This window comes from Dyadobacter sp. CY261 (genome assembly GCF_021440085.1).
Classification (GTDB): domain Bacteria; phylum Bacteroidota; class Bacteroidia; order Cytophagales; family Spirosomataceae; genus Dyadobacter.
Genome location: NZ_JAKCPW010000009.1, coordinates 236,836 through 257,905, shown reverse-complemented (window position 1 = coordinate 257,905; position 21,070 = coordinate 236,836). Strand labels below are relative to the sequence as shown.

Genomic DNA, 21,070 nt, shown 5'->3' with positions numbered 1-21,070 from the left:
GCCCGATGCTGTACGAAGATTCTCACAACTACTATGCGGCAGGGTCGAAAAGTGTTTGAAAACTTGTTCAGTGGCATGCTTTTTTGATTTATTGGATTTAACCATCAAAAAATGAAAACTAAATATGAAAAAGATCACATTAAGTGTTCTGATGCTCGCCACTGTGATGGCGTTCACAGCCTGTAATAGTAATAAAACAGAGGACACAAAGGAAGTTGCCGAAGAGCAAAATGAGGCAAAACTGGACACGACCAATCTAGAAGATGATGCGGAGTTTGCAGTAGCAGCTGCGGACGGTAGTTTAATCGAAGTTCAACTGGGCGAACTGGCGCAGACAAACGCGGCCAACGCAGATGTTAAGAAGTTTGGCCAAACCATGGTAACCGAACATTCGAAAGCCTCCGAAGAACTCAAAACACTGGCGTCACAAAAGAATATCACGCTACCGGCGATGCTGAGCGACGACAAACAGAAGAAATATGACGACCTGGCTAAAATGAAAGGCGCGGAGTTCGACAAAGCCTATATTTCCTACATGGTAGACGACCATAAAGAAGATATCAGCGAATTCGAAGAAGCTGCCAAAGAAGCTAAAGATCCTGATGTGAAGGCTTGGGCGGAGGCAAAGCTGCCAACTTTAAAACATCACCTGGAAATGGCAGAGGCATTGAATAAGAAGACCAAGTAAGCTAACCGATGGTTTGAAAGCCCGGAGCACGGAAATCGCGCTCCGGGCTTTTTGCTTTATAAATAGGAGATAGTGAAAACAGATCATCAATTTGTAATTTTAGCCTCGCTGTTTTGCCGATGCCGGAAAGTAATTCCGGCCAAACGCTTGCGAATTGATTCTTTATAAGTTTATTTTGTCTACCTATTATATAGAGTATTTCATGTTTGTTACCCTATCCCGTTCCGCAAAGTTGACTTTGGCAGCCTTCTCCGGCCTCGTAGCGCTGGCAATGTCCGTCACGTTTTCCTTCGCACAAACCGCTCAGCGTCCGAATATTATCTTCATTTTTTCCGACGACCACGCCTATCAGGGTATTGGTGCATATGGGAATAAGATTGTAAAAACTCCGAATATCGACCGCATTGCGCGTGAGGGCGCATTACTGACTAATAACCTTGTCACCAATTCAATATGCGGTCCTAGCCGGGCTACACTGCTTACTGGCAAGTACAGTCACCTGAATGGCTACAAACGTAACGACCGGACAAAGTTCGATACCAGTCAGACGTTACTTTCCGAAACATTGCGCAACAATGGTTACCAGACTGCGTGGATTGGGAAAATGCATTTGAACAGCCTTCCGGCAGGTTTTGACTACTGGAATGTGTTGCCCGACCAGGGACATTATTACAACCCGGAGTTCGTCGGTCAGCCGAATGATACCACGCATTATACCGGTTATGTTTCCGATCTGATCACCCAGTTTGCAACAGGCTGGCTTGAAAAGCGCGATAACAACAAGCCATTTTTTCTCATCGTAGGTCACAAGGCCACGCATCGCGAATGGATGCCCGATTTGCAGGATCTTGGCGCTTATGATCATGTGACGTTTCCACTGCCATCTACCTTTTATGATGATTATAAAGGAAGAAAGGCCGCTGCCGACCAGGATATGACCATTGACAAAACCATGCGTATGAAGCTGGATTTGAAAGTGGGCGTGGATTATGATACGGATCCTTTATACAGGCGCCTTAATGCCGAGCAGAAAAAGGTTTTCAAAGCGTATTATGACAAGGTATCAAAAGAAGTAACGGATAAAAACCTGACAGGTAAAGCGTTGGTTGAATGGAAATTTCAGCGCTACCTCCGCGATTACTTCTCGACTGCAAACTCACTCGACCGTAACATCGGCAAGCTGCTCGATTATCTCGACAAAAGCGGTTTATCCAAAAATACAGTCGTTATCTACGCTTCCGATCAGGGTTTTTACTTAGGCGAGCACGGATGGTTCGACAAACGCTTTATTTATGAGGAATCATTGAAAACACCATTTTTGATCCGCTATCCTGGTGTGATCAAGCCGGGTACGAAGGTGGACAACCTCGTGGTCAATATCGACTGGGCACCTACCGTGCTGAACATTGCCGGTGTTAAAACGCCTTCCGATATGCAAGGCAAATCGTTTTTCCCATTGCTGAAAGCTAATGATGCTGCACAGGTACCATGGAGGAAAGAGGCCTATTATCATTATTATGAATTCCCGCAGCCACACCACGTCCACCCGCATTTCGGTTTGAGGACAAGCCGCTACAAACTGGCGTATTTTTACGGTGGGGCCGATTCCTGGGAGTTGTATGATTTGCAAAAAGACCCTAAAGAGGTCTCCAATATTTACGGAACAAAAGGGACGGAAAAGCTGACGGCTGATTTGAAAGACAAGCTGAAAGCACTAATGAATGAATACAAGGACGACGAGGCATTGAAAATCCTCGCGACAGCCAAACCCTGATTAGCGTGGCGAACACCGAATACGATGCGATAGTGGTCGGCTCCGGTCCGAACGGGCTTGCAGCTGCTATTACTTTACAGAAATCGGGACTTTCGGTGCTGCTGATCGAAGGTAAGGAAACGATCGGCGGTGGCATGCGGACAGCGGAACTTACATTGCCGGGTTATCGCCACGACATTTGCTCGGCGATCCATCCGATGGCATTGATGTCGCCCTTTTTTGCAGGATTGCCGCTGGCGGATTTTGGATTACGATTTGTTCAACCGACCCACGACGCAGCGCATCCGCTGGATGGCGGCCGGGTAGCGGTGCTGGACAGGTCGGTGGAATTGACGGCCGCGCGATTGGGTGCGGATGGTGATACTTATCGTAAATGGATGGGTAAATTGCTCGAATCCATCCTGAAGTTGCTGCCTGATTTGCTAGGGCCGCTTCGGTGGCCTGACGAACCTTTTCGGCTGGCGGGATTTGGATTGGCTGCATTGCCTGCTGCAACCTGGACGGCGGCGAAGTTCAAAACGGTGGAAGCACGCGCATTATGGGCCGGGATGGCTGCACATTCGATCCAGCCGCTCGGCAATATCGCAACGTCGGCATTTGGAATTATGCTCATGGCCGCGGCGCATATAAAAGGCTGGGTGATCCCGGTTGGAGGAAGCCAGAGCATTGCCGATGCGTTGGCGGCCAATTACCAGTCGCTCGGCGGGAAGATACAGACGGGCTGGATGGTTGGCTCAGTAGGTGAACTGCCGTCGGCGAAAGCGATATTCATGGACGTGACGCCCCGGCAGCTAGTTCGCATCGCGGGGAGCAGATTGAGTTCTACCTATAAAAAGCGTTTGGAGACCTACCGCCACGGGCCGGGTATTTTCAAAGTCGACTGGGCGCTCGACGAGCCGATCCCGTTTCTGCGGGAGGAATGCCGTGGTGCCGGAACGGTGCATTTAGGGAATACATTGGAAGAAATTGTGAGATACGAACGGAATGTAGGGAGTGGAAAGCGTAGTGAAAAGCCATTTGTGCTGGTAGCACAGCAAAGCCTGTTCGACAGCACTCGCGCACCCGAAGGCAAGCACACGGCATGGGCTTATTGCCACGTTCCCAACGGCGACGACCGCGATATGACCGAAGCCATCGAAAGCCAGATTGAACGCTATGCACCTGGTTTCAGGGACGTTGTGAAGGCCAAACATACCATCAATACCAGCGCATTTGAACAATATAACCCGAATTATTTTGGAGGCGACATTAATGGAGGCATTCAGGATATTGGGCAGTTATACTCGCGGCCGATTGTGAGCATATCACCCTACCGGACGTCTGCGAAGGATATTTACCTCTGCTCATCGTCAACTCCTCCGGGTGGCGGCGTACACGGCATGTGCGGATACCACGCGGCGCGACAGGCGTTGAGAGATATTTTTAAAGTTGAAATTTAAAAAAGCGTAACCGAGTTTTGGAATATGGAGTTTTCAATAAAAAGTTTTTGCGGATTGGTAGGAATTGTGGCCGTGGCGTTATGGGGCTGCGGAAACAAGCAGACAGCCGAAGAAAAGCGCAAGGCCGACAGTCTGGCGGCGTGCATTGCCGACGGTATGCCGTCTCGGGCAGCCGCCATCCGTAATGCGAGCCTAGTGACGGAGGGCGCTGGTGATAGCACCGGGATGGTGTGGATCCCTGGCGGCAAATTCCTCATGGGTGCCGACGAGTTTCCCGATTCGCGACCCATGCACGAAGTGACGGTGAATGGCTATTATATCGACGCCCATGAGGTAACCAATGCTGAATTTGCAGATTTCGTAAAAGCAACCAATTACAAAACTATTGCGGAACGCCCATTGAACCCCGCCGACTATCCTGGAGTGCCTGCCGATAAGCTGGTTCCCGGCTCCGCGGTTTTCACGCCCACTCCCACACGTGTGAGCCTGGATAACCCACTTCAATGGTGGAACTATGTGCCGGGCGCCAACTGGGCGCATCCCGAAGGTCCGTCCAGCTCGACCAAGGGACGCGAAAATTATCCGGTGGTACATGTCTCCTATGAAGATGCCGCGGCATATGCGAAGTGGGCGGGCAAAAGGCTTCCTACCGAAGCGGAATGGGAGTTTGCCGCGCAAGGTGGAAAGGGAAACCATACCTATTATTGGGGCGACCAGCTGAAACCCGAAGGAAAATGGGTAGCAAATATTTATCAGGGAAGTTTTCCGGACAAGAATACAAAGGAAGATGGCTATCTTACCGCCGCGCCTATCAAATCATTCCCAGCCAACCCATATGGACTATACGACATGGACGGAAATGTGTGGGAATGGTGTGAGGACCTCTACCGCCCCGACTATTACCAGAAAAGTGCGGCCGTAAACCCGAAAGGGCCTTCCGATAGTTATGACCCGGACGAACCGGGAGCGGTAAAACGCGTGCAACGCGGAGGTTCATTCCTTTGTAGTGATGATTATTGCATTCGGTACAAGGCTGGCAGCCGTGGTAAGGGTGAAGTCACCAGCGGAAGCAATAACCTCGGTTTCCGTTGCGTGATGGATAAAAAATGAGGAGATTATCAAATTTATAATGCATATGAGTATGCGCTTTCTGACCGTACCCGGGCTCGCAAGCTCGGGACCACAGCATTGGCAGACCATTTGGGAAGAACAATATCCCGACCATTTCGACCGCGTGCAGCAGGTCAACTGGGACTGGCCCGTGAAGCACGACTGGGTTGCGCAGTTGCAAAAGCAGATCAGCGAACTCACCGAACCGACCCTATTGGTTGCACATAGCCTGGGTTGCATTACGGTAGCGCATTGGGCACAGGAGTTTAGTTCTGAATTCATTAAAGGTGCATTGCTGGTAGCACCGGCGGACGCGGAGCTGTCGAAACGGTTGAATTTCGTGGTCGGTTTTACGCCCATACCCGTCCGCACGATCCCGTTCAAAACCATCGTGGTGGCCAGCACCAACGATATTTATGCGACGATCGGCCGGTCAAAAGTATTTGCCGCCAATTGGGGCAGCGATTTTGTGAATGTTGGCAAAAAAGGGCATATAAATGCCGTTTCGGGGCTACAAGATTGGACAGAGGGAAAGAAGATATTGGAACAGTTCGAAGGCGTGAAATTGCTCGAAAGCGAAGCAACGCGTTTATAAGAAATATCGTATGGGATTGTTAAAGCCTGTTAATGGTTTAAATAGTCCCTTTAAATCTTTATATCTTTCAAATCAATTCTTCTACACTTTAAACGATTGAAATTATTATGAAAAGAATGTTTGTACTCGCAGCAGCTGGTTTACTTTTTAATGTTGCTGCTATTGCCAACGGTCCCGGAAAGAGTGCTGCGGACAAAACCTTGAAAGTAGATCCCAAAGCGAGCAGCGTAACCTGGGGTGCGAAAAAAGTGACCGGAACCCATGCCGGAACTGTGCCTCTGGAAAGCGGGACACTCGTCGTTGATAATGACAAGCTCAAAGGAGGAAGTTTTGTGGCCGACATCAAATCGCTCGTTGTGACGGATGTAACGGATAAGGAAATGAATGGCAAACTCACCAATCACCTTAAAAGCGACGACTTTTTCTCCGTTGAAAAACACCCGCAGGCGAAACTGGTTATATCTTCGGTGACACCCAAAGGTGGAAACGCTTACGATGTAACAGGCAAGCTTACCATCAAGGGCATTACCGAGGATGTAAAATTCCCTGCGACTGTAACAGCAGATGCTAAAAAAGTGACTGCCAATGCGAAAGTAACGATCGATCGTACCAAATACGACATCAAATTCCGCTCGACAAACTTCTTCGAAAACCTTGGTGACAAGGCGATCGACAACGATTTTACGCTGGACGTAAATCTGGTTGCGAACAAATAATCAGCGAGTATTTAAAAGACATGAAATCCGGTTTGAGCGATCAGACCGGATTTTTTATTGCGTGGCATAGAGTGCCCTCGGCGAAGATTTGAGAGTTAAGGAAATGCTTTATATTTGAAAGATATGATTTGATAACTGATAGAAATTCTATGAAAAATTTTATCGCAGGTCTCGCTATATGCACATCCATATCGGCGGGACAGGCATTTGCTCAAACTGAAAACAAATTACCAGACTGGGCCTTCGGCGGTTTCAAACGGCCCGCCCGCGTAAACCCCGTCATTTCACCGGACAGCACCTCACACTTCTTCTGCCCGATGAACAAGCGGGAAATCGATTGGGAGTCCAACGATACTTTCAACCCTGCTGCTACCATAAAAAACGGCAAGATTGTGGTACTATACCGGGCCGAAGATAAAGCCGGAAAAGCAATTGGAATGCGGACCTCGCGCCTGGGATATGCGGAGAGCGAGGATGGGATCCGCTTTAAAAGGAGAAAACAACCGGTATTATTTCCGGCCGAGGACAGCCAGAAAGCCAATGAATGGCCCGGCGGCTGCGAAGACCCCCGCGTGGCCGTAACGGAAGATGGCCTCTATGTGGTGATCTACACCCAATGGAACAAAGATAAGGCCCGGCTGGGTGTAGCGACGTCCCGCGATTTGCTCACCTGGGAGAAATACGGGCCCGCTTTTAGAGAGGCTTATAATGGTAAGTTCAACAATATCTGGACAAAATCGGGCTCCATTGTAACCAAACTGGTGGGCGACAAACAGGTAATTGCGAAGATCAATGGCAAGTACTGGCTTTATTTCGGCGAAGCGAACGTGAATGTTGCCTCTTCCACCGACCTTGTTAACTGGGAGCCGGTTGTCGATAATAAAGGAGAATTAGTGAACCTGATCTCGCCTCGCAAAGGCTATTTTGACAGTAATCTCACCGAATGCGGCCCGCCAGCCATCGTCACCGAAAAAGGCATCGTGCTGCTCTACAACGGAAAAAATGATAAAGGCGAGGATGGCGACAAGCGCTTCACACCCAACAGCTATTGCGCCGGCCAGGTACTTTTTGATAAAAATGACCCCACTAAATTGCTGGCTCGCCTCGATACGCCATTTTTCCGACCAATGGAGCCTTTTGAAAAAAGCGGCCAGTATGTGGCAGGGACGGTTTTTATTGAAGGAATGGTGTATTACAAGAAGAAATGGCTGCTATACTATGGTTGCGCCGATTCGCGCGTAGGAGTAGCTGTGTACGATCCGTCCGCTAAAGCCCCCGGCGACCCGATTCCCTGACGCGCTGATGCAAAGTTCAGACTTCGTACCTACTAATCGCAGGCTTCCATCCAGCCGGAACATCAACTAGCAGGTTAGTACAGGATAGTGCATCAGATATTTTTAGGAATTTTTGGATATTAATTTCTGCTTTTTTAAGAGAAGTGGATGTTCCGATAGTCGGTACAATAAGGGAAGTCAGTTGTTCAGAAGTCACTAAACCTATAAATGAGATCCAAATGAGTTTCAGAATTATCAAGGCCGGATTATTGATGGCCGCCGCGATGACCTTCACCTTCCAGGTCGACAGTTTCGCTCAGAAAAAAGAGAAAGACGAGAAAGGTTTCGTATCCATTTTTGATGGGAAAACATTGAAAGGCTGGGACGGCGACCCCAAGTACTGGCGCGTCGAAAACGGCTCTCTTGTAGGGGAAATAACACCTGAAACGCTTTTGAAAACCAACTCATTCATTATCTGGAAAGGCGGCGAACCCGGCGATTTCGAACTGAAGGGCTCATTCAAGATCGCGACAGCCGGAAATTCGGGTATTAACTACCGCAGCGAGCAGCTCACCGACGTGCCATTTGCATTGAAAGGTTACCAGGCCGACATCGACGGTAAAAACAACTACACGGGCCAGAATTACGAAGAACGCAAGCGTACTACACTCGCCTACCGCGGCCAGAAAACGGTTATCAAAGAATACACCGGTGAAAAAACGCCCGAAGCTATCCGCTCGAATGTAAAGGCCAACGCCTGGACGGGCTTTGAAGTGGTAGGCTCACTGGGTAAATCAGATTCTCTCAAAACGTTGATTAAAAGCGAAGACTGGAACACATTCCATCTGGTTGTCAAAGGCAATCACCTCCAGCATTACATCAATGGTGTTCTCATGAGTGATGTAACGGACAACGACACGGTAAATGGAGCTAAAAAAGGTCTTTTAGGTGTACAGGTACACGTAGGCCCACCGATGAAAGTGGAATACAAAGACCTGCGCATCAAACAATAGTATTTCTCCTAATGCAAAGCTTATAGCCTAAGGCTTGTAGCATAAAGCCTTTATAATGAATAAAATTGGATTTAATGTGCTCGCCTGGACGGCAGCAGTTTCGGATGATCTTTTTCCGGTTATCGAAAGACTGAAAACGATCGGCTATGACGGTGTCGAGTTTTATTTGGGCCCGCAGGAAGCGGCCGCTTACCAGCGGATGGGCAATTTTACGAAGGACCTAGGCCTGGAAACCACCGCAGTGATGACGCTCGGCAGGGACGACAACCCGGTGAGCGAGTCGGCGGAGGTGAGGCAGAAGGCGCTGGACAAGATCAAATGGGCCGTTGACCGTGCTCATGACGTTAATTCCAAAGTGATTTGCGGCCCCTTTCATTCCGGACATACGATTTTTGTAAACCGTCCTGCCGAAGACCGCGAATATGCACTGGCTGGGGAAGTGCTCCATGCAGTCGCCGATTATGCAGCGCAGGCCAACATCACCTTTGCATTGGAAGCGCTCAACCGGTTTGAATGCTACCTGTGCAACACCATGGAGCAACTGCTCAAACTGGTGAAAGCCGCCGACCATCCGAATGTACGGGCGATGTTCGACACCCACCATTCCAATATCGAGGAGAAAAAATATTCCACCGCATTGCAGACTATCGCGCCGGTGCTCGCGCACGTGCACATCAGCGAGAACGACCGTGGTACACCGGGAACCGGACAGGTACTCTGGGACGATGCGTTCTCGTCCCTGGCGGCAATCAAATATGACGGATGGCTTACGATCGAAGCGTTTTCACGTAACGATCCCGGCTTTGCGAATGCGATCGGCGTATGGCGGGAATTCAACGAGCCGTGGGATATCGCTGAAAACGGCTATCGTTTTATTCGCGAAATGAGCCTGAAACACGGGCTTTGATCAAACCAACTTTTCCAGTCTGGATTTATGAAAAGTCTATTGAAATCGATGCTGGTGCTCGGCATTGCACTGATCACTTTCGGTTCTAGAGCGCAGGACGATCCCGCGAAACACCGGGTCGTATACAAAGGCGACAAAGGGCCGGGTGTGGGTAAAAACATCGTTTTTATTGCCACAGACCATGAATATCGCGGCGAAGAATCACTTCCCGCGCTTGCCCGGATCATGGCTAAAAAGTACGGGTTCACGTGTACTGTCGTGTATGCGCTCGATGACAGCGGCTATATCCTGCCCGGCGGTTCCAATGTTAAGGGGCTGGACGTGCTCGACAAGGCCGACCTGATGGTGCTTTTCATGCGGTTTGCGCATTTCAGCGACAGTGAAATGCAGCATATCGACAATTACGTCAAGCGAGGGGGGCCGATCGTGGCATTCCGTACCTCCACCCATGCATTCGATATCAAGAACGACCCGAAATGGGCGCATTATGGCTGGAATTACAAAGGGTCGAAAACGGAATGGAAAGACGGTTTCGGAGAATATATTCTGGGTGAAACCTGGGTATCCCATTATGGCACGAACCACAAGCAATCTTCCAGAATCATCATCGACGAAGCGCAAAAGAATCACCCGATCATGCGGGGTGTGAAGGATATGTGGGTTTATACAGGAGGTTACACTGCTTATCCTAAAGGGAGTGTTTTGGCAAGAGGCCGGGTATTGAACGGCATGACCGCAGATTCGCCCGCAGATCCTACGAAGGAATTGCTTCCTGTTGCCTGGACTCGCAACTATCAAATTGCTGGTGGCAAAAAGGGCCGTGCATTCACCACAACCCATGGTGCTTCGGAAGATTTAAAAGAGTATGGGTTCAGGAGAATGGTGGTAAATTCTATGTTTTGGGCGATGGGCATGGAGAGCGCAATCAAACCAGACAATGATATTGCGTTTGTCGGACCTTACGAACCATCTACCTTTAATTTCAATGGTTATAAGGCGAATGTAAAGCCATCCGATCTGGCTGGCTGGGATTCTCTGATCATGCCGGGGGAAGTTGTAAAGAAGAAATCGAAGTAATATTCATCATTATCTGAAAATAGTAATTAATGTCTCAGCAACTCCCATTCCGCTTTGGATCAGAAGTTTACACCTGGTTTATGAGCAACAGCGGCCAGACACACCAGGGCCGGTTAGGACACATGATCGAAGTCATCGCAAAAGCGGGTTTTACGGGAATTCAACCCATTTTTACCTGGATGGGCGATCTCCAGGACCCTGATCTGCTCGAAGCCAAGCTCAAAGAGCAAGGCATCGAACTCGCCGCACTGGCCCTCGCGCTGGACTGGAACGAAGCCGAGGAGAACGAACGCGAGCGCGAAGTAGCCGACCACGCCATTCGCGTGTTGCAACGATTCCCCGGCGCGGTTTTGAATACCGTTCAAATCCCGACAGGCAGACACAATATCGAAGAGCGCCAGCAACGCCTTGTCAAGATTGTCAACACAGTTTCGCGCCGTGCTGCCGACAAAGGTGTGGCTTGCAGCTATCACCCCAATTCTCCTCATACTTCCATTATCCGTACAGAAGAGGACTATAAAATCGTCCTCGAAGGCCTCGACGCCTCGGCAACGGGCTGGACGCCGGACGTAGGCCATATCATCAACGGCGGCATGGATCCGCTCGCGAAAATGAAGGAATACCAATCGCTGATCAATCATGTGCATTACAAGGATTGGGACGGAAACCCGGAATTTACATTAATGGGCAAGGGTAAAGTAGACCTGCTCGGCGTAACCCAATGGCTTAAAGACATTAACTATAAAGGCTGGATCATTTGCGAGGATGAAGGCGAAGAAGCGCTGGAAGACCCGGATTTTGTGACATTGCACGATGGAAAATGGATTCAGGAGGATCTGATTCCGGCGTTGAGGTAAGTGATGACCGCCGACGGCCGACCGCGGACCGCCTATTGCGTGTACGTTTTTTGAAATACAAACAGACAACCGATCGGCGGTCGGTCGTCAGCCGTCGGCGGTCAAAAAGGAATCACCAACCAACAAAGCATCCCACCCCATGCCTACGATCAAAACCAACGGTATCAACTTTTACTACGAAGAACGCGGTTCGGGTGAGCCTTTGCTGCTCATTATGGGCATTACCGCGCCGGGAGCGGTGTGGAATGTGCATGTGGCCGACTGGAAACACCATTTTCGCTGTATTATTGGCGATAACCGCGGCGTAGGGCTGACGGACAAACCAACAGGGCCGTACTCGACCGAGCAAATGGCGGATGATTATGCGGGGTTGCTCGATTCGTTGGGGTTAGAGAATGTCAATGTGATAGGTTGTTCAATGGGCAGTACTATTGCGCAGCAATTGGCTATTCGTCATCCTGCAAAAGTTAAATCGCTCGTATTAATGTGCCCCTGGGCACGGTGCGACAATTATGCGAAGGGCTTGTTCCAGCATATTATGAATGCCAAGGCACGTTTCAGACCGGAGGAATTCAGTTTATACATTCAATTGCTGATCTTTTCAAAATCGTCATGGGACGATGCGAAGCAGCATGAAGATCTTGAAAATGGTCGTAAAATCGATGGTTTTAACCCGTTTCCTCAACCCCTGCACGGATTGGAAGGGCAAGCTGCTGCTTGTATTAACCATAATGCATTGCCCGATCTGGGCAAGATTAATGTGCCGACCCTGGTGATCGGCGGGAAAGAAGACATTTTTACGCCGGTATGGATGGCCGAAGAGGTCGCCAGCGGCATTCCAGGCGCCGAGCTGTTTTTGTACGACAAGCTTGGACACGCGTTCCATTTTGAAAATACAGAGGATTTTAATGCACGCGTAAGGAACTGGCTGAACAGCGTGCCAGTTGCCTGATCTCGTTTTTATCAGGATAAAGCATTAAAATAAGGCATTTTGCGCCTTTTTGAGGTTTAGACAATTATCAGTTTAATTAAGATATAATGGGGATCGACGATTCGAAAGGCGCTGAGCAGCAAGAAGGAGATTGGAGGAACAAGGTGTCGAACCACGTACAGGTAGGCGGCATCGAGACTTCGGTGCTGGACAATGGCGCTGGGCGCGGTACCCGCATTGCATGGATCAACACGGGCGGCGGGCTGCGCTTCAAAGTCGTGATCGACCGGGCGATGGACATTGCCGAGGCATTTTATAACCAGCATAGTCTGGCCTGGATCAGTCACGGCGGTATTACCTATCCGCAACCATTCTCCGACAAAGGCATCGATTGGCTCCGCACATTCGGCGGTGGATTACTCACCACCTGCGGTCTTTCGCACGCGGGCGGCCCGGAATCGGATAGCCATGGCGACCGCGGTTTGCACGGGTTGATCGGCAATCAGCCAGCCGAGATCATTTCCATCATCCAGCCCGATTTGCGTGCAGGGAAGTACGACATGAGTATTACGGGCATTATCCGCGAAACGCGGCCATTCGGACCAAGCCTGGAACTGAAACGTACGATTTCGGCCACATTAGGCGAGCCGAAGCTGCGCATTCATGATGAAGTAATCAATAAAGCCAATACCGCAGCGCCGCATATGTTACTATATCATTTCAATTTCGGTTGGCCGCTCGTCGACGAGGGCACTGACATTCTCTGGAATGGAAAATGGCACCCGCGCTTTGGCGACGAGAATGCAACGATTTTTAAAGAAGGCAATGCATTCAAAAAAGCACCGGCTCCATTGGAATCGCACCTTGGTAGCGGTGAGGAAGTGGCATTGATCGATGTAGATGCGGACATTTTCGGCGACAGCATTTGCGGGCTGCATAACGGTGAACTTGGGTTGGCGGTCTCATTGAAATTCAGAAAGGAACAACTTCCGTGGCTGGCCAACTGGCAGCATTGGGGCAAAGGGGAATATGTAACTGGCATTGAACCGAGCACGCATCCGCTTTCGGGTCAGGCCAAAGCACGTGAGGACGGGACATTAATTTTCCTGCAACCGGAAGAGACACGGGAATATGATCTGGAATTGAGCGTGATGACGACGAAGGAGGAGATTGAAGAATTTGAATTGAAGGTGAATGTGTCGTAGAAATCGTATAGCGAAGAACCGATGGTGTTGATGAAATCTGTACGATCGTAATGTCACCCTGAGCGCAGTCGAAGGGTGATAGGCGAAAATGCTTTTGCATCATGCAACTACCCCTCGGCTGCGCTCGGGGTGACATGAACGGCAACATATCAATACACAGCGAATATTTTTAACTAAGTATCAACCAAAACCAATTTTTAATACAAAAACAATGGGACTTTCAAGTATAGCTGAGAAGGCGTTGGAGCAGGGAAAGGGAATTTTGCGTTTGGCGCCGACATGGGTGCCGCGCTCGTTTTGCGTTCCCGGCCGCAGGATCAAGTTGCACCCCGACGATTATTATGTGCTGGGTGGAGAGCGTGGTGGTATCGATGAGCGTTGGTTATCATCCACAACTCCTGCGGAAAATGGGCCGCTTACAGGCGAAAATGAAGGTTTGAGCCAAATCGTTTTTGAAGATGAATCAGGGATTCAAAAAGTGACATTGCGGGACGCGGTAGAAGAACTGAAAGGTCAAATTATAGGCGACAGACTTTGGGATCAATACAAGAGCTGGCCTATGTACTCCAAGTTTTTTGACAATATGGGGCCGCTTCCGCATCATATCCACCACAGAGATGAGCACGCGGCTATGGTGGGCCAGAATGGAAAGCCGGAAGCCTACTATTTCCCGCCTCAACTTAACAATCACGGTGGCGATTTTCCATACACATTCATTGGTATCGCTCCCGGTACTTCAAAAGAGCAGATCAAAGAGTGTCTGATGAACTTCACCAAGGGTGACAATAAGATTACCAATTACTCCCAGGCGTTTCGCCTGGAGCCGGGAACAGGCTGGGATGTGCCACCGGGCATGTTACATGCGCCGGGCAGCTTATGTACCTATGAGCCTCAAAAAGCATCAGATATTTTTGCGATGTATCAATCGCTTGTCAATGAGGCGGTTATTCCGGAAGAGCTGCTTTGGAAAGGTACACCGAAAGACAGAATTGGCGATTATGACCTGTTGATGGAAGTGATCGACTGGGATTTGAACGTAAATCCCAATTTAATGGAAAAGCATTTCATGCGCCCCAAACCGGTAAAAGATGTCGCGGTGATGGCGGAAGAAGGATATAGTGAAAATTGGATCTGCTATAAAAACGAGGCTTACAGTGCCAAGGAGCTTACCGTTTTTCCAGGACAGACTGTTACCATTACTGACGCTGCTGCATACGGAATGATTGTGATGCAGGGACATGGCAAATTCGGTGTGTGGGATATCGAAACCCCTGCATTGATCCGCTACGGACAGTTGACCAACGACGAATATTTCGTGAGCGAGGCCGCTGCGACCGAAGGCGTTACGATCAGCAACCCGTCCAAAACCGACCCGATCGTGATCCTGAAACACTTCGGCCCAGGTAACCCTGATTTAGTATTGTAAAAACTAAAATTCCTTAAACCATGCCTGAAAATAATTTCCCTAAACTCCACAATGCCACATGGCCTGGTATCGTGGGCAAAGGTTCCGATTCGGAACCGATCATTCCTTTTGATACACTGCTTGAAAAAACCGCCGCTGCCGAGGTGGACGGTGCGAAATTCGACGGGGTCGATATCGGCCTTTTCGATGAGCACATCGGTGAGTACCTGAACAGCCCGGATGGCGGGAAGCGTCTGGCGGATAAACTTGCCGGATTTAACCTCGAAGCAGGCAGTCTGGTAGCTAATGTATGGGCCGGTTCGGCATTGGGTAGCCAGGATGCACGCGATACATTTGTGGAGCAAGTGCGCAAGGCATGCGAATTTGGAAAGCAACTGCGCGACGCGGGCGTCCGCCCGAGCGGCGTGATCCGTATCGACTCGGCTGCTTCGCCGGAAGCATGGTCGGCAGACCCTGCGGGTAACACGAAGCAAATCGCGGAAACTTTCAGGCGTGCTGCCGATGTAGCGGCTGATTTCGGCGAAAATCTGGCTGCGGAAGGTGAAATATGCTGGGGTGGTATGCACAGCTGGAAAGCGATGCTGGATACGCTCGAAGCAACAGACCGTCCGAACGTAGGTTTCCAGGCTGATATGTCACATACTTTCCTTTATTTGCTGGGCTACAATGCTCCGGAAGACCGCATTCTACCTGCCGATTTCCAGTGGGACGACAGGGCTGCGCTGGATGAGGCTTTTAAGAAAATGACCGCCGCGCTCCGCCCGTGGACTATCGATTTCCACGTAGCACAAAATGACGGAACCGTTCACGGAACCGGTTCACACGATAAAACAGGCCGCCACTGCCTCGCCACCGATCCTAACGGGAAGCTGGATATCGTACATCATGCCGGTTTCTGGCTGCGCGACGACAAAGGCGAGCTGACAAGAGCATTCCGCCATATTTGCTGGGACGGCTGTATGTTCCCGAACGAAGTGATGTACCAGCAGCAAACCTGGAACGACATCCTCGCCGCATTAGTGAAAGTGCGCAATGCGCATGGATGGGTGGCGTGATGACCGCCGCCGGCTGACCACCGACCGCTGACGGCCGAATCAAGTAATCGGCGGTCAGCGGTCGGTGGTCAGCCGTCAAATAAGAATATTCCAAAACCTAAGGCTCGAAGCGACTCGCTGAAAGCCCCAACCAACAAAACCTTATGTCAGAAAAAAAGCAAATCAGAGTAGCGCTGATCGGTTCCGGTTTGATGGGCCGCACGCATACCAATGGTTATAAAAGAATAGGGGATTTTTTTCCTGAACTTGAATATCGCCCCGTACTGGCGGCCGTTTGCTCCCGTAATGAAGAGAAAGTGAAGGCTTTCGCAGAACAATGGGGCTACGAATCCTACGAAACTGACTGGCGCAAAATCATCGAGCGTGACGATATCGACGCGGTCGATATTTGTACACCGAACGATACCCACGCCGAGATTGCATTGGCCGCCGCAGCAAAAGGTAAAATGATTCTTTGCGAAAAGCCATTGGCACGTACATTGGCTGAGGCGAAAGCAATGGTGGAAGCCATTGAAGCGGCTGGCGTCAAAAACACGGTCTGGTACAACTACCGCCGCGTTCCTGCGGTGACTTTGGCGAAACAGATTGTGGATTCAGGCAAACTGGGACGCATTTTCCACTACCGTGCCAACTTCCTTCAGGACTGGACGATCAGCCCGGACGTACCGCAGGGTGGCACGGCAACATGGCGTTTGGATGTGGATGCAGCGGGTTCCGGCGTGACCGGCGATCTGCTCGCGCACTGTATCGATACCGCAATGTGGATCAATGGTGGGATTAAGGATGTATCTGCGGTGGCCGAGACGTTTATTAAGGAACGCAAGCATACCGAAACCGGAGAAGTCCAGAAAGTGGGTATTGACGATGCTTGTATTTTCCATTGCCATTTCGATAACGGATCTCTCGGTCTGTTTGAATCAACGCGTTACGCACGCGGCCACAAGGCGCTTTATACATTCGAGATTAATGGCGAACATGCTTCTATCCGCTGGGATTTGCATGATCTGAACCGCCTGGAATATTTTGATCACAACGACGATTCGATCGTTCGCGGATGGAGGTCGATCCTGGTAACCGATAGCGACCAGCCTTATATGAAGAGATGGTGGATCCCCGGCACCAGCATTGGTTACGAACATTCATTCATACACCAGGCGGCCGATTTCTTTGAAAGCCTGCAAACGGGCAAACCTTGCTCACCGACCTTCCGTGACGCTTACGAAACACAGAAAGTGTGTGAAGCGGTACTCGAATCGGCGGCTACGAAGAGTTGGAAAGACACCGGTGTTCATTGGGAAGGTTAATTCCGTATACAATCTATATCTGAGGCTTTAATCAAATCCTGTACAGAGGGTAAGGTTAAAGCCTCAGTTTCGATACTGCTATGTCCGACTATATCCTAAGGATTAAGGAAGTTTCCAAGTCATTTTCCGGAATCAAAGCGCTGGATAATATCCATTTTGACCTCAAAAAAGGCGAAGTGCATGCCTTGATGGGTGAAAATGGTGCGGGGAAATCTACCTTCATGAAAATCCTCATCGGACTTGTAGCACCTGATTCAGGGGAAATCCTGCTTGAAGGTGAAAGTTTGATTGGTAGCAATGTGAATGAGACTTTGAAAAAAGGCATTTCCATGATCCACCAGGAAATCCTGATCATTCCTGAACTGACCGTCGCGCAGAATATTTTTCTCGGTAGGGAAAGGGCAGTTTCGGGTAAAAGGGGAATGCTTTCTGGCTGGCTGAATGATAAGGAGATCAATCAGCGTGGGGCTGTATTGCTGGACAAGATGGGTGTCAACATCGCACCGAACGCAAAAATGAAACATCTCAGCGTCGCGCAGATGCAGATGGTCGAGATCGCGAAAGCCATTTCAAACAACGCGAAAGTCATCATCATGGACGAACCTACCTCGGCGATTTCGGATAAAGAGGTGGCGACGCTATTTAAGATCATTCATGACCTGAAGGCGCAGGGCGTCAGCATTATTTATATTTCCCACAAAATGGACGAGATATTCCGCATCTCGGATACCATTACCGTCTTGCGTGATGGGAAATATGTGGGCACCAAAAGCGCCACCGAGCTGGATCAAAATGCCTTGATCGCGATGATGGTAGGCAGGGAAATCGATCGGATGTTTCCCGAAACCACGCAGCCGGTGGGACAGGAAGTGCTTTCAGTTCAGAATCTGGGTAGGGCAGGCAAGTTTTCGAATATTAGCTTCAATGTAAAAGCAGGTGAGATTGTGGGGCTGGCTGGCCTGATGGGCGCCGGACGGACGGAAATTGCAAGGGCGATTTTTGGACTGGATCAATGGGACGAGGGAGAAATTATGATAAAAAAAATACCTCTCCGTGCACGCACGCCACGCGAGGCGATCGATCGAGGCATCGGTTATGTGAGCGAAGACCGGAAGGGACTCGGGTTTATTCCCCAAATGTCCGTAAAGGATAATATCACGCTTTCGAGCATCAATTACCACCGCAAAGGTGGTTTTATCGACACACACAGCGAGCAATCGGTCACCGACAAAATGATCGCCGATTTGAAGATCAAAACGGCAGGGGCCGGTCAGCAAGTAACTTATTTGAGCGGCGGAAACCAGCAGAAAGTTGTCATCGGCAGAGTGCTGCTTGCCTCACCCGAGCTGATCATCCTCGACGAGCCGACCCGTGGCGTCGACGTTGGGGCCAAATTTGAAATTTACAAACTAATCCGAGGCCTTGCCGACCAGGGCATGGCGATTATCATGATATCGTCGGAATTGCCGGAAATTCTCGGTTTGAGCGATCGTATATTGGTGTTATCCAAAGGAAAACAAACCGCAATGCTCTCAAAAGCGGAAGCGACGCAGGAGTTGATTATGCGGTATGCGGTGGAGGGGTGATTCTTTTGACGGCCGACCGCTGACAGCCGAAGGGGGGCGAACGAATATAATTGCAATTTAAAGAAACACAACGGCGGTCGGTGGTCAGCCGTCGGCGGTCACATCGAACAACGTGGCAAGACCCAACAAACGAATGAACAGATTCTCCAAACTCGGCCAGTACGGCATCTTCCTCGCATTCGCATTGATATGCCTCGTGCTGGCATTCAGTACGCCCAAGTTTTTTACTCTTTCTAATTTGCTGATCATTGGGAATCAGGTGTCAATCAATGCTTTGTTGGCTTTTGGCGTGACTTTTGTGATCATCACGGGAGGCATCGACTTGTCACTGGGCTCCATGGTAGCAGTTGCGGGAGTGGTGGCGGCTACTTTTGCGCATCCCGACACTTATCCGTTAATAGTTCCATTGCTCGTTGGCCTGGGAGCCGGTTCCGCGATAGGCGCATTCAACGGGTTAGTCACTACCAAGAGCAAAGTTCCTCCATTCATCGTAACATTGGGGACGATGACCATCGGGCGCGGTCTTGCATTGATTTTCAGCAAAGGAAGACCCATTTCTAATCTTTCAGATGAATTCAATTTCATCGGAGGAGGGAATATCGCAGGAATCCCATTCCCCATTATCATTCTCATATTGGCATTTGCGGTTTGTTCGGTTGTTTTAAATAAAACAGTTTTGGGCAGATACATATATGCGGTCGGAGGTAACGAGCCTGCGGCGCTTGCGTCGGGAATACGCGTAAGTCGGGTAAAGATGTGGGTATATACGATTTGTGGACTGCTTTCTGGATTGGGAGGCATCCTGCTGACGTCGCGCATTACGACAGGTCAGCCGAATGCAGGAGCCGGATTCGAGCTCGACGCCATTGCTGCTGCAATAATTGGTGGTACCAGCACCTCCGGCGGCACTGGAACTATGACGGGCACATTGATTGGTGCATTATTGATCGGCGTGATCAGCAACAGTCTGGACCTGCTCAATGTAACTTCCTACTATCAACAGGTGGTAATGGGCGTGATTATTATTGGAGCGGTGGTGCTGGATGGGATTGGGAAAAAGGATTGAAGGAGAAAGGGAGGATGGAGGAAAGGGAAGATGGAGGAAGGGGAGCAAGGGTTGAATTTGATTTTAAAATACTAAACATAATTGGACGGCCGATTGCAAAGTGCCGAAACGCTATGAAACGCAACGGAATTTTCGCTACTATCATTGCCACGGCTCTTTTTGCGAGCTGTAACCAGTCTTCAGATAAAGAATCCGGCGAAGACAAGCTGGTGATTGGTGCTACCATGCTGAGCATGCAAAATGAATTTATCGTGAATGTAAGCGACGCTATGGAAGCGAAGGCGAAGGAAATGGGTGTGGAGCTCATTACTGTCGATGCGGAGCGTTCGGCTTTGAAGCAGGTCGAACAGGTGGAAAGCTTCATAAGCCAGGGCGTGGATGCGATTATTATGAACCCTTGCGAGGTGGAGGCAAGCTCACCAGCCATCAAACTTGCGATGGATGCGAAGATCCCCATCATCAACGTCAACTCTGAAACTTCTGCTAAACCGACCGCATTTGTTGGCTCTGATGATACAGAATCCGCGCGGATCGCGATGAAATATATTGCAGAGAAGCTGGGCGGCAAAGGCAATGTACTGATGATGCATGGCTTCATGGGCCAGGCAGCGCAAATCAAACGCGATAATGGCGCTAAGGAAATTCTGAAAGCCAACCGGGGCCTCAAACTGCTTGCGGAGCAATCGGGTGAATGGGATCGTGCCAAAGGCATGTCCCTGACTGAAAACTGGATCCAATCCTACGGCGACAAGATCAATGCCATTTTCGCCCAAAATGATGAAATGGGAATGGGTGCCGTAAAAGCACTGGAAGCCGCAGGTTTAAAAAATAAAGTGCTCGTCGTAAGCGTAGATGCTATACCGGACGCATTACAAGCTGTGAAGAAGGGAACGTTGGATGCGACAGTATTCCAGAATGCAAAAGAGCAGGGCGGAAAGGCCATAGAGACCGCTGTAAAGGCAGCCAAAAAAGAGGCGTTTGAGCAGGAGGTACTGATTCCTTTTCGCCTGGTGACGAAGGGGAATGTTGAAGAGTTTTTGAAATAAG

General features: G+C 49.8%; 19 protein-coding genes. All 19 read left to right on the top strand.

Features of this window, described 5'->3' with window-relative positions; genetic code table 11:
* The first annotated feature begins 124 nt into the window (after nucleotides 1–124).
* The 19 genes from LZD49_RS24480 to LZD49_RS24390 all read left to right on the top strand — a co-directional run bounded on the left by LZD49_RS24480 (nucleotide 125) and on the right by LZD49_RS24390 (nucleotide 21,069).
* Nucleotides 125–688: a DUF4142 domain-containing protein gene (locus tag LZD49_RS24480; RefSeq protein ID WP_234670311.1), complete on the top strand. Its 564-nt coding sequence runs from the start codon at nucleotides 125–127 to the stop codon at nucleotides 686–688.
* 202 nt (nucleotides 689–890) lie between these two features.
* On the top strand, nucleotides 891–2,462 hold the full coding sequence (locus tag LZD49_RS24475; RefSeq protein ID WP_234670310.1) for a sulfatase: 1,572 nt from the start codon (nucleotides 891–893) through the stop codon (nucleotides 2,460–2,462).
* A 5-nt stretch (nucleotides 2,463–2,467) separates the two neighbouring features.
* Complete coding sequence (locus LZD49_RS24470) at nucleotides 2,468–3,901, top strand: NAD(P)/FAD-dependent oxidoreductase (RefSeq protein WP_234670309.1); 1,434 nt, start codon at nucleotides 2,468–2,470, stop codon at nucleotides 3,899–3,901.
* Between the two features lie 24 nt (nucleotides 3,902–3,925).
* Nucleotides 3,926–5,011: a formylglycine-generating enzyme family protein gene (locus LZD49_RS24465; RefSeq protein WP_234670308.1), complete on the top strand. Its 1,086-nt coding sequence runs from the start codon at nucleotides 3,926–3,928 to the stop codon at nucleotides 5,009–5,011.
* A gap of 25 nt (nucleotides 5,012–5,036) precedes the next feature.
* Complete coding sequence (locus tag LZD49_RS24460) at nucleotides 5,037–5,606, top strand: alpha/beta hydrolase (protein ID WP_234670307.1); 570 nt, start codon at nucleotides 5,037–5,039, stop codon at nucleotides 5,604–5,606.
* 116 nt (nucleotides 5,607–5,722) lie between these two features.
* Entirely contained in the window at nucleotides 5,723–6,322 is a 600-nt protein-coding gene (locus LZD49_RS24455; RefSeq protein WP_409021351.1) for a YceI family protein, read from the top strand.
* A 149-nt stretch (nucleotides 6,323–6,471) separates the two neighbouring features.
* Entirely contained in the window at nucleotides 6,472–7,617 is a 1,146-nt protein-coding gene (locus LZD49_RS24450) for a glycoside hydrolase family 130 protein (RefSeq protein ID WP_234670305.1), read from the top strand.
* A gap of 218 nt (nucleotides 7,618–7,835) precedes the next feature.
* Nucleotides 7,836–8,609 (top strand): DUF1080 domain-containing protein, encoded by a 774-nt coding sequence (locus tag LZD49_RS24445; protein WP_409021348.1) that lies wholly within the window; start codon nucleotides 7,836–7,838, stop codon nucleotides 8,607–8,609.
* Nucleotides 8,610–8,664: 55 nt separating this feature from the next.
* A complete protein-coding gene (locus tag LZD49_RS24440; RefSeq protein ID WP_234670304.1) occupies nucleotides 8,665–9,516 on the top strand; it encodes a sugar phosphate isomerase/epimerase in 852 nt (283 codons plus the stop codon).
* Nucleotides 9,517–9,543: 27 nt separating this feature from the next.
* Complete coding sequence (locus LZD49_RS24435) at nucleotides 9,544–10,593, top strand: ThuA domain-containing protein (protein WP_234670303.1); 1,050 nt, start codon at nucleotides 9,544–9,546, stop codon at nucleotides 10,591–10,593.
* A 29-nt stretch (nucleotides 10,594–10,622) separates the two neighbouring features.
* On the top strand, nucleotides 10,623–11,450 hold the full coding sequence (locus tag LZD49_RS24430) for a sugar phosphate isomerase/epimerase (RefSeq protein ID WP_234670302.1): 828 nt from the start codon (nucleotides 10,623–10,625) through the stop codon (nucleotides 11,448–11,450).
* A 139-nt stretch (nucleotides 11,451–11,589) separates the two neighbouring features.
* On the top strand, nucleotides 11,590–12,402 hold the full coding sequence (locus tag LZD49_RS24425) for an alpha/beta fold hydrolase (protein ID WP_234670301.1): 813 nt from the start codon (nucleotides 11,590–11,592) through the stop codon (nucleotides 12,400–12,402).
* Between the two features lie 86 nt (nucleotides 12,403–12,488).
* Nucleotides 12,489–13,586: an aldose 1-epimerase family protein gene (locus LZD49_RS24420; protein WP_234670300.1), complete on the top strand. Its 1,098-nt coding sequence runs from the start codon at nucleotides 12,489–12,491 to the stop codon at nucleotides 13,584–13,586.
* Nucleotides 13,587–13,797: 211 nt separating this feature from the next.
* Entirely contained in the window at nucleotides 13,798–15,012 is a 1,215-nt protein-coding gene (locus LZD49_RS24415) for a class I mannose-6-phosphate isomerase (RefSeq protein ID WP_234670299.1), read from the top strand.
* Between the two features lie 20 nt (nucleotides 15,013–15,032).
* Nucleotides 15,033–16,067, top strand: a complete 1,035-nt coding sequence (locus tag LZD49_RS24410; RefSeq protein WP_234670298.1) for a TIM barrel protein — start codon at nucleotides 15,033–15,035, stop codon at nucleotides 16,065–16,067.
* A gap of 143 nt (nucleotides 16,068–16,210) precedes the next feature.
* Nucleotides 16,211–17,371, top strand: a complete 1,161-nt coding sequence (locus LZD49_RS24405; protein ID WP_234670297.1) for a Gfo/Idh/MocA family protein — start codon at nucleotides 16,211–16,213, stop codon at nucleotides 17,369–17,371.
* An 80-nt stretch (nucleotides 17,372–17,451) separates the two neighbouring features.
* Nucleotides 17,452–18,957 (top strand): sugar ABC transporter ATP-binding protein, encoded by a 1,506-nt coding sequence (locus LZD49_RS24400; RefSeq protein WP_234670296.1) that lies wholly within the window; start codon nucleotides 17,452–17,454, stop codon nucleotides 18,955–18,957.
* Between the two features lie 133 nt (nucleotides 18,958–19,090).
* Nucleotides 19,091–20,023, top strand: a complete 933-nt coding sequence (locus LZD49_RS24395) for an ABC transporter permease (RefSeq protein WP_234670295.1) — start codon at nucleotides 19,091–19,093, stop codon at nucleotides 20,021–20,023.
* Nucleotides 20,024–20,136: 113 nt separating this feature from the next.
* Entirely contained in the window at nucleotides 20,137–21,069 is a 933-nt protein-coding gene (locus LZD49_RS24390) for a sugar ABC transporter substrate-binding protein (protein WP_234670294.1), read from the top strand.
* The last annotated feature ends 1 nt before the right edge of the window (nucleotide 21,070 follow it).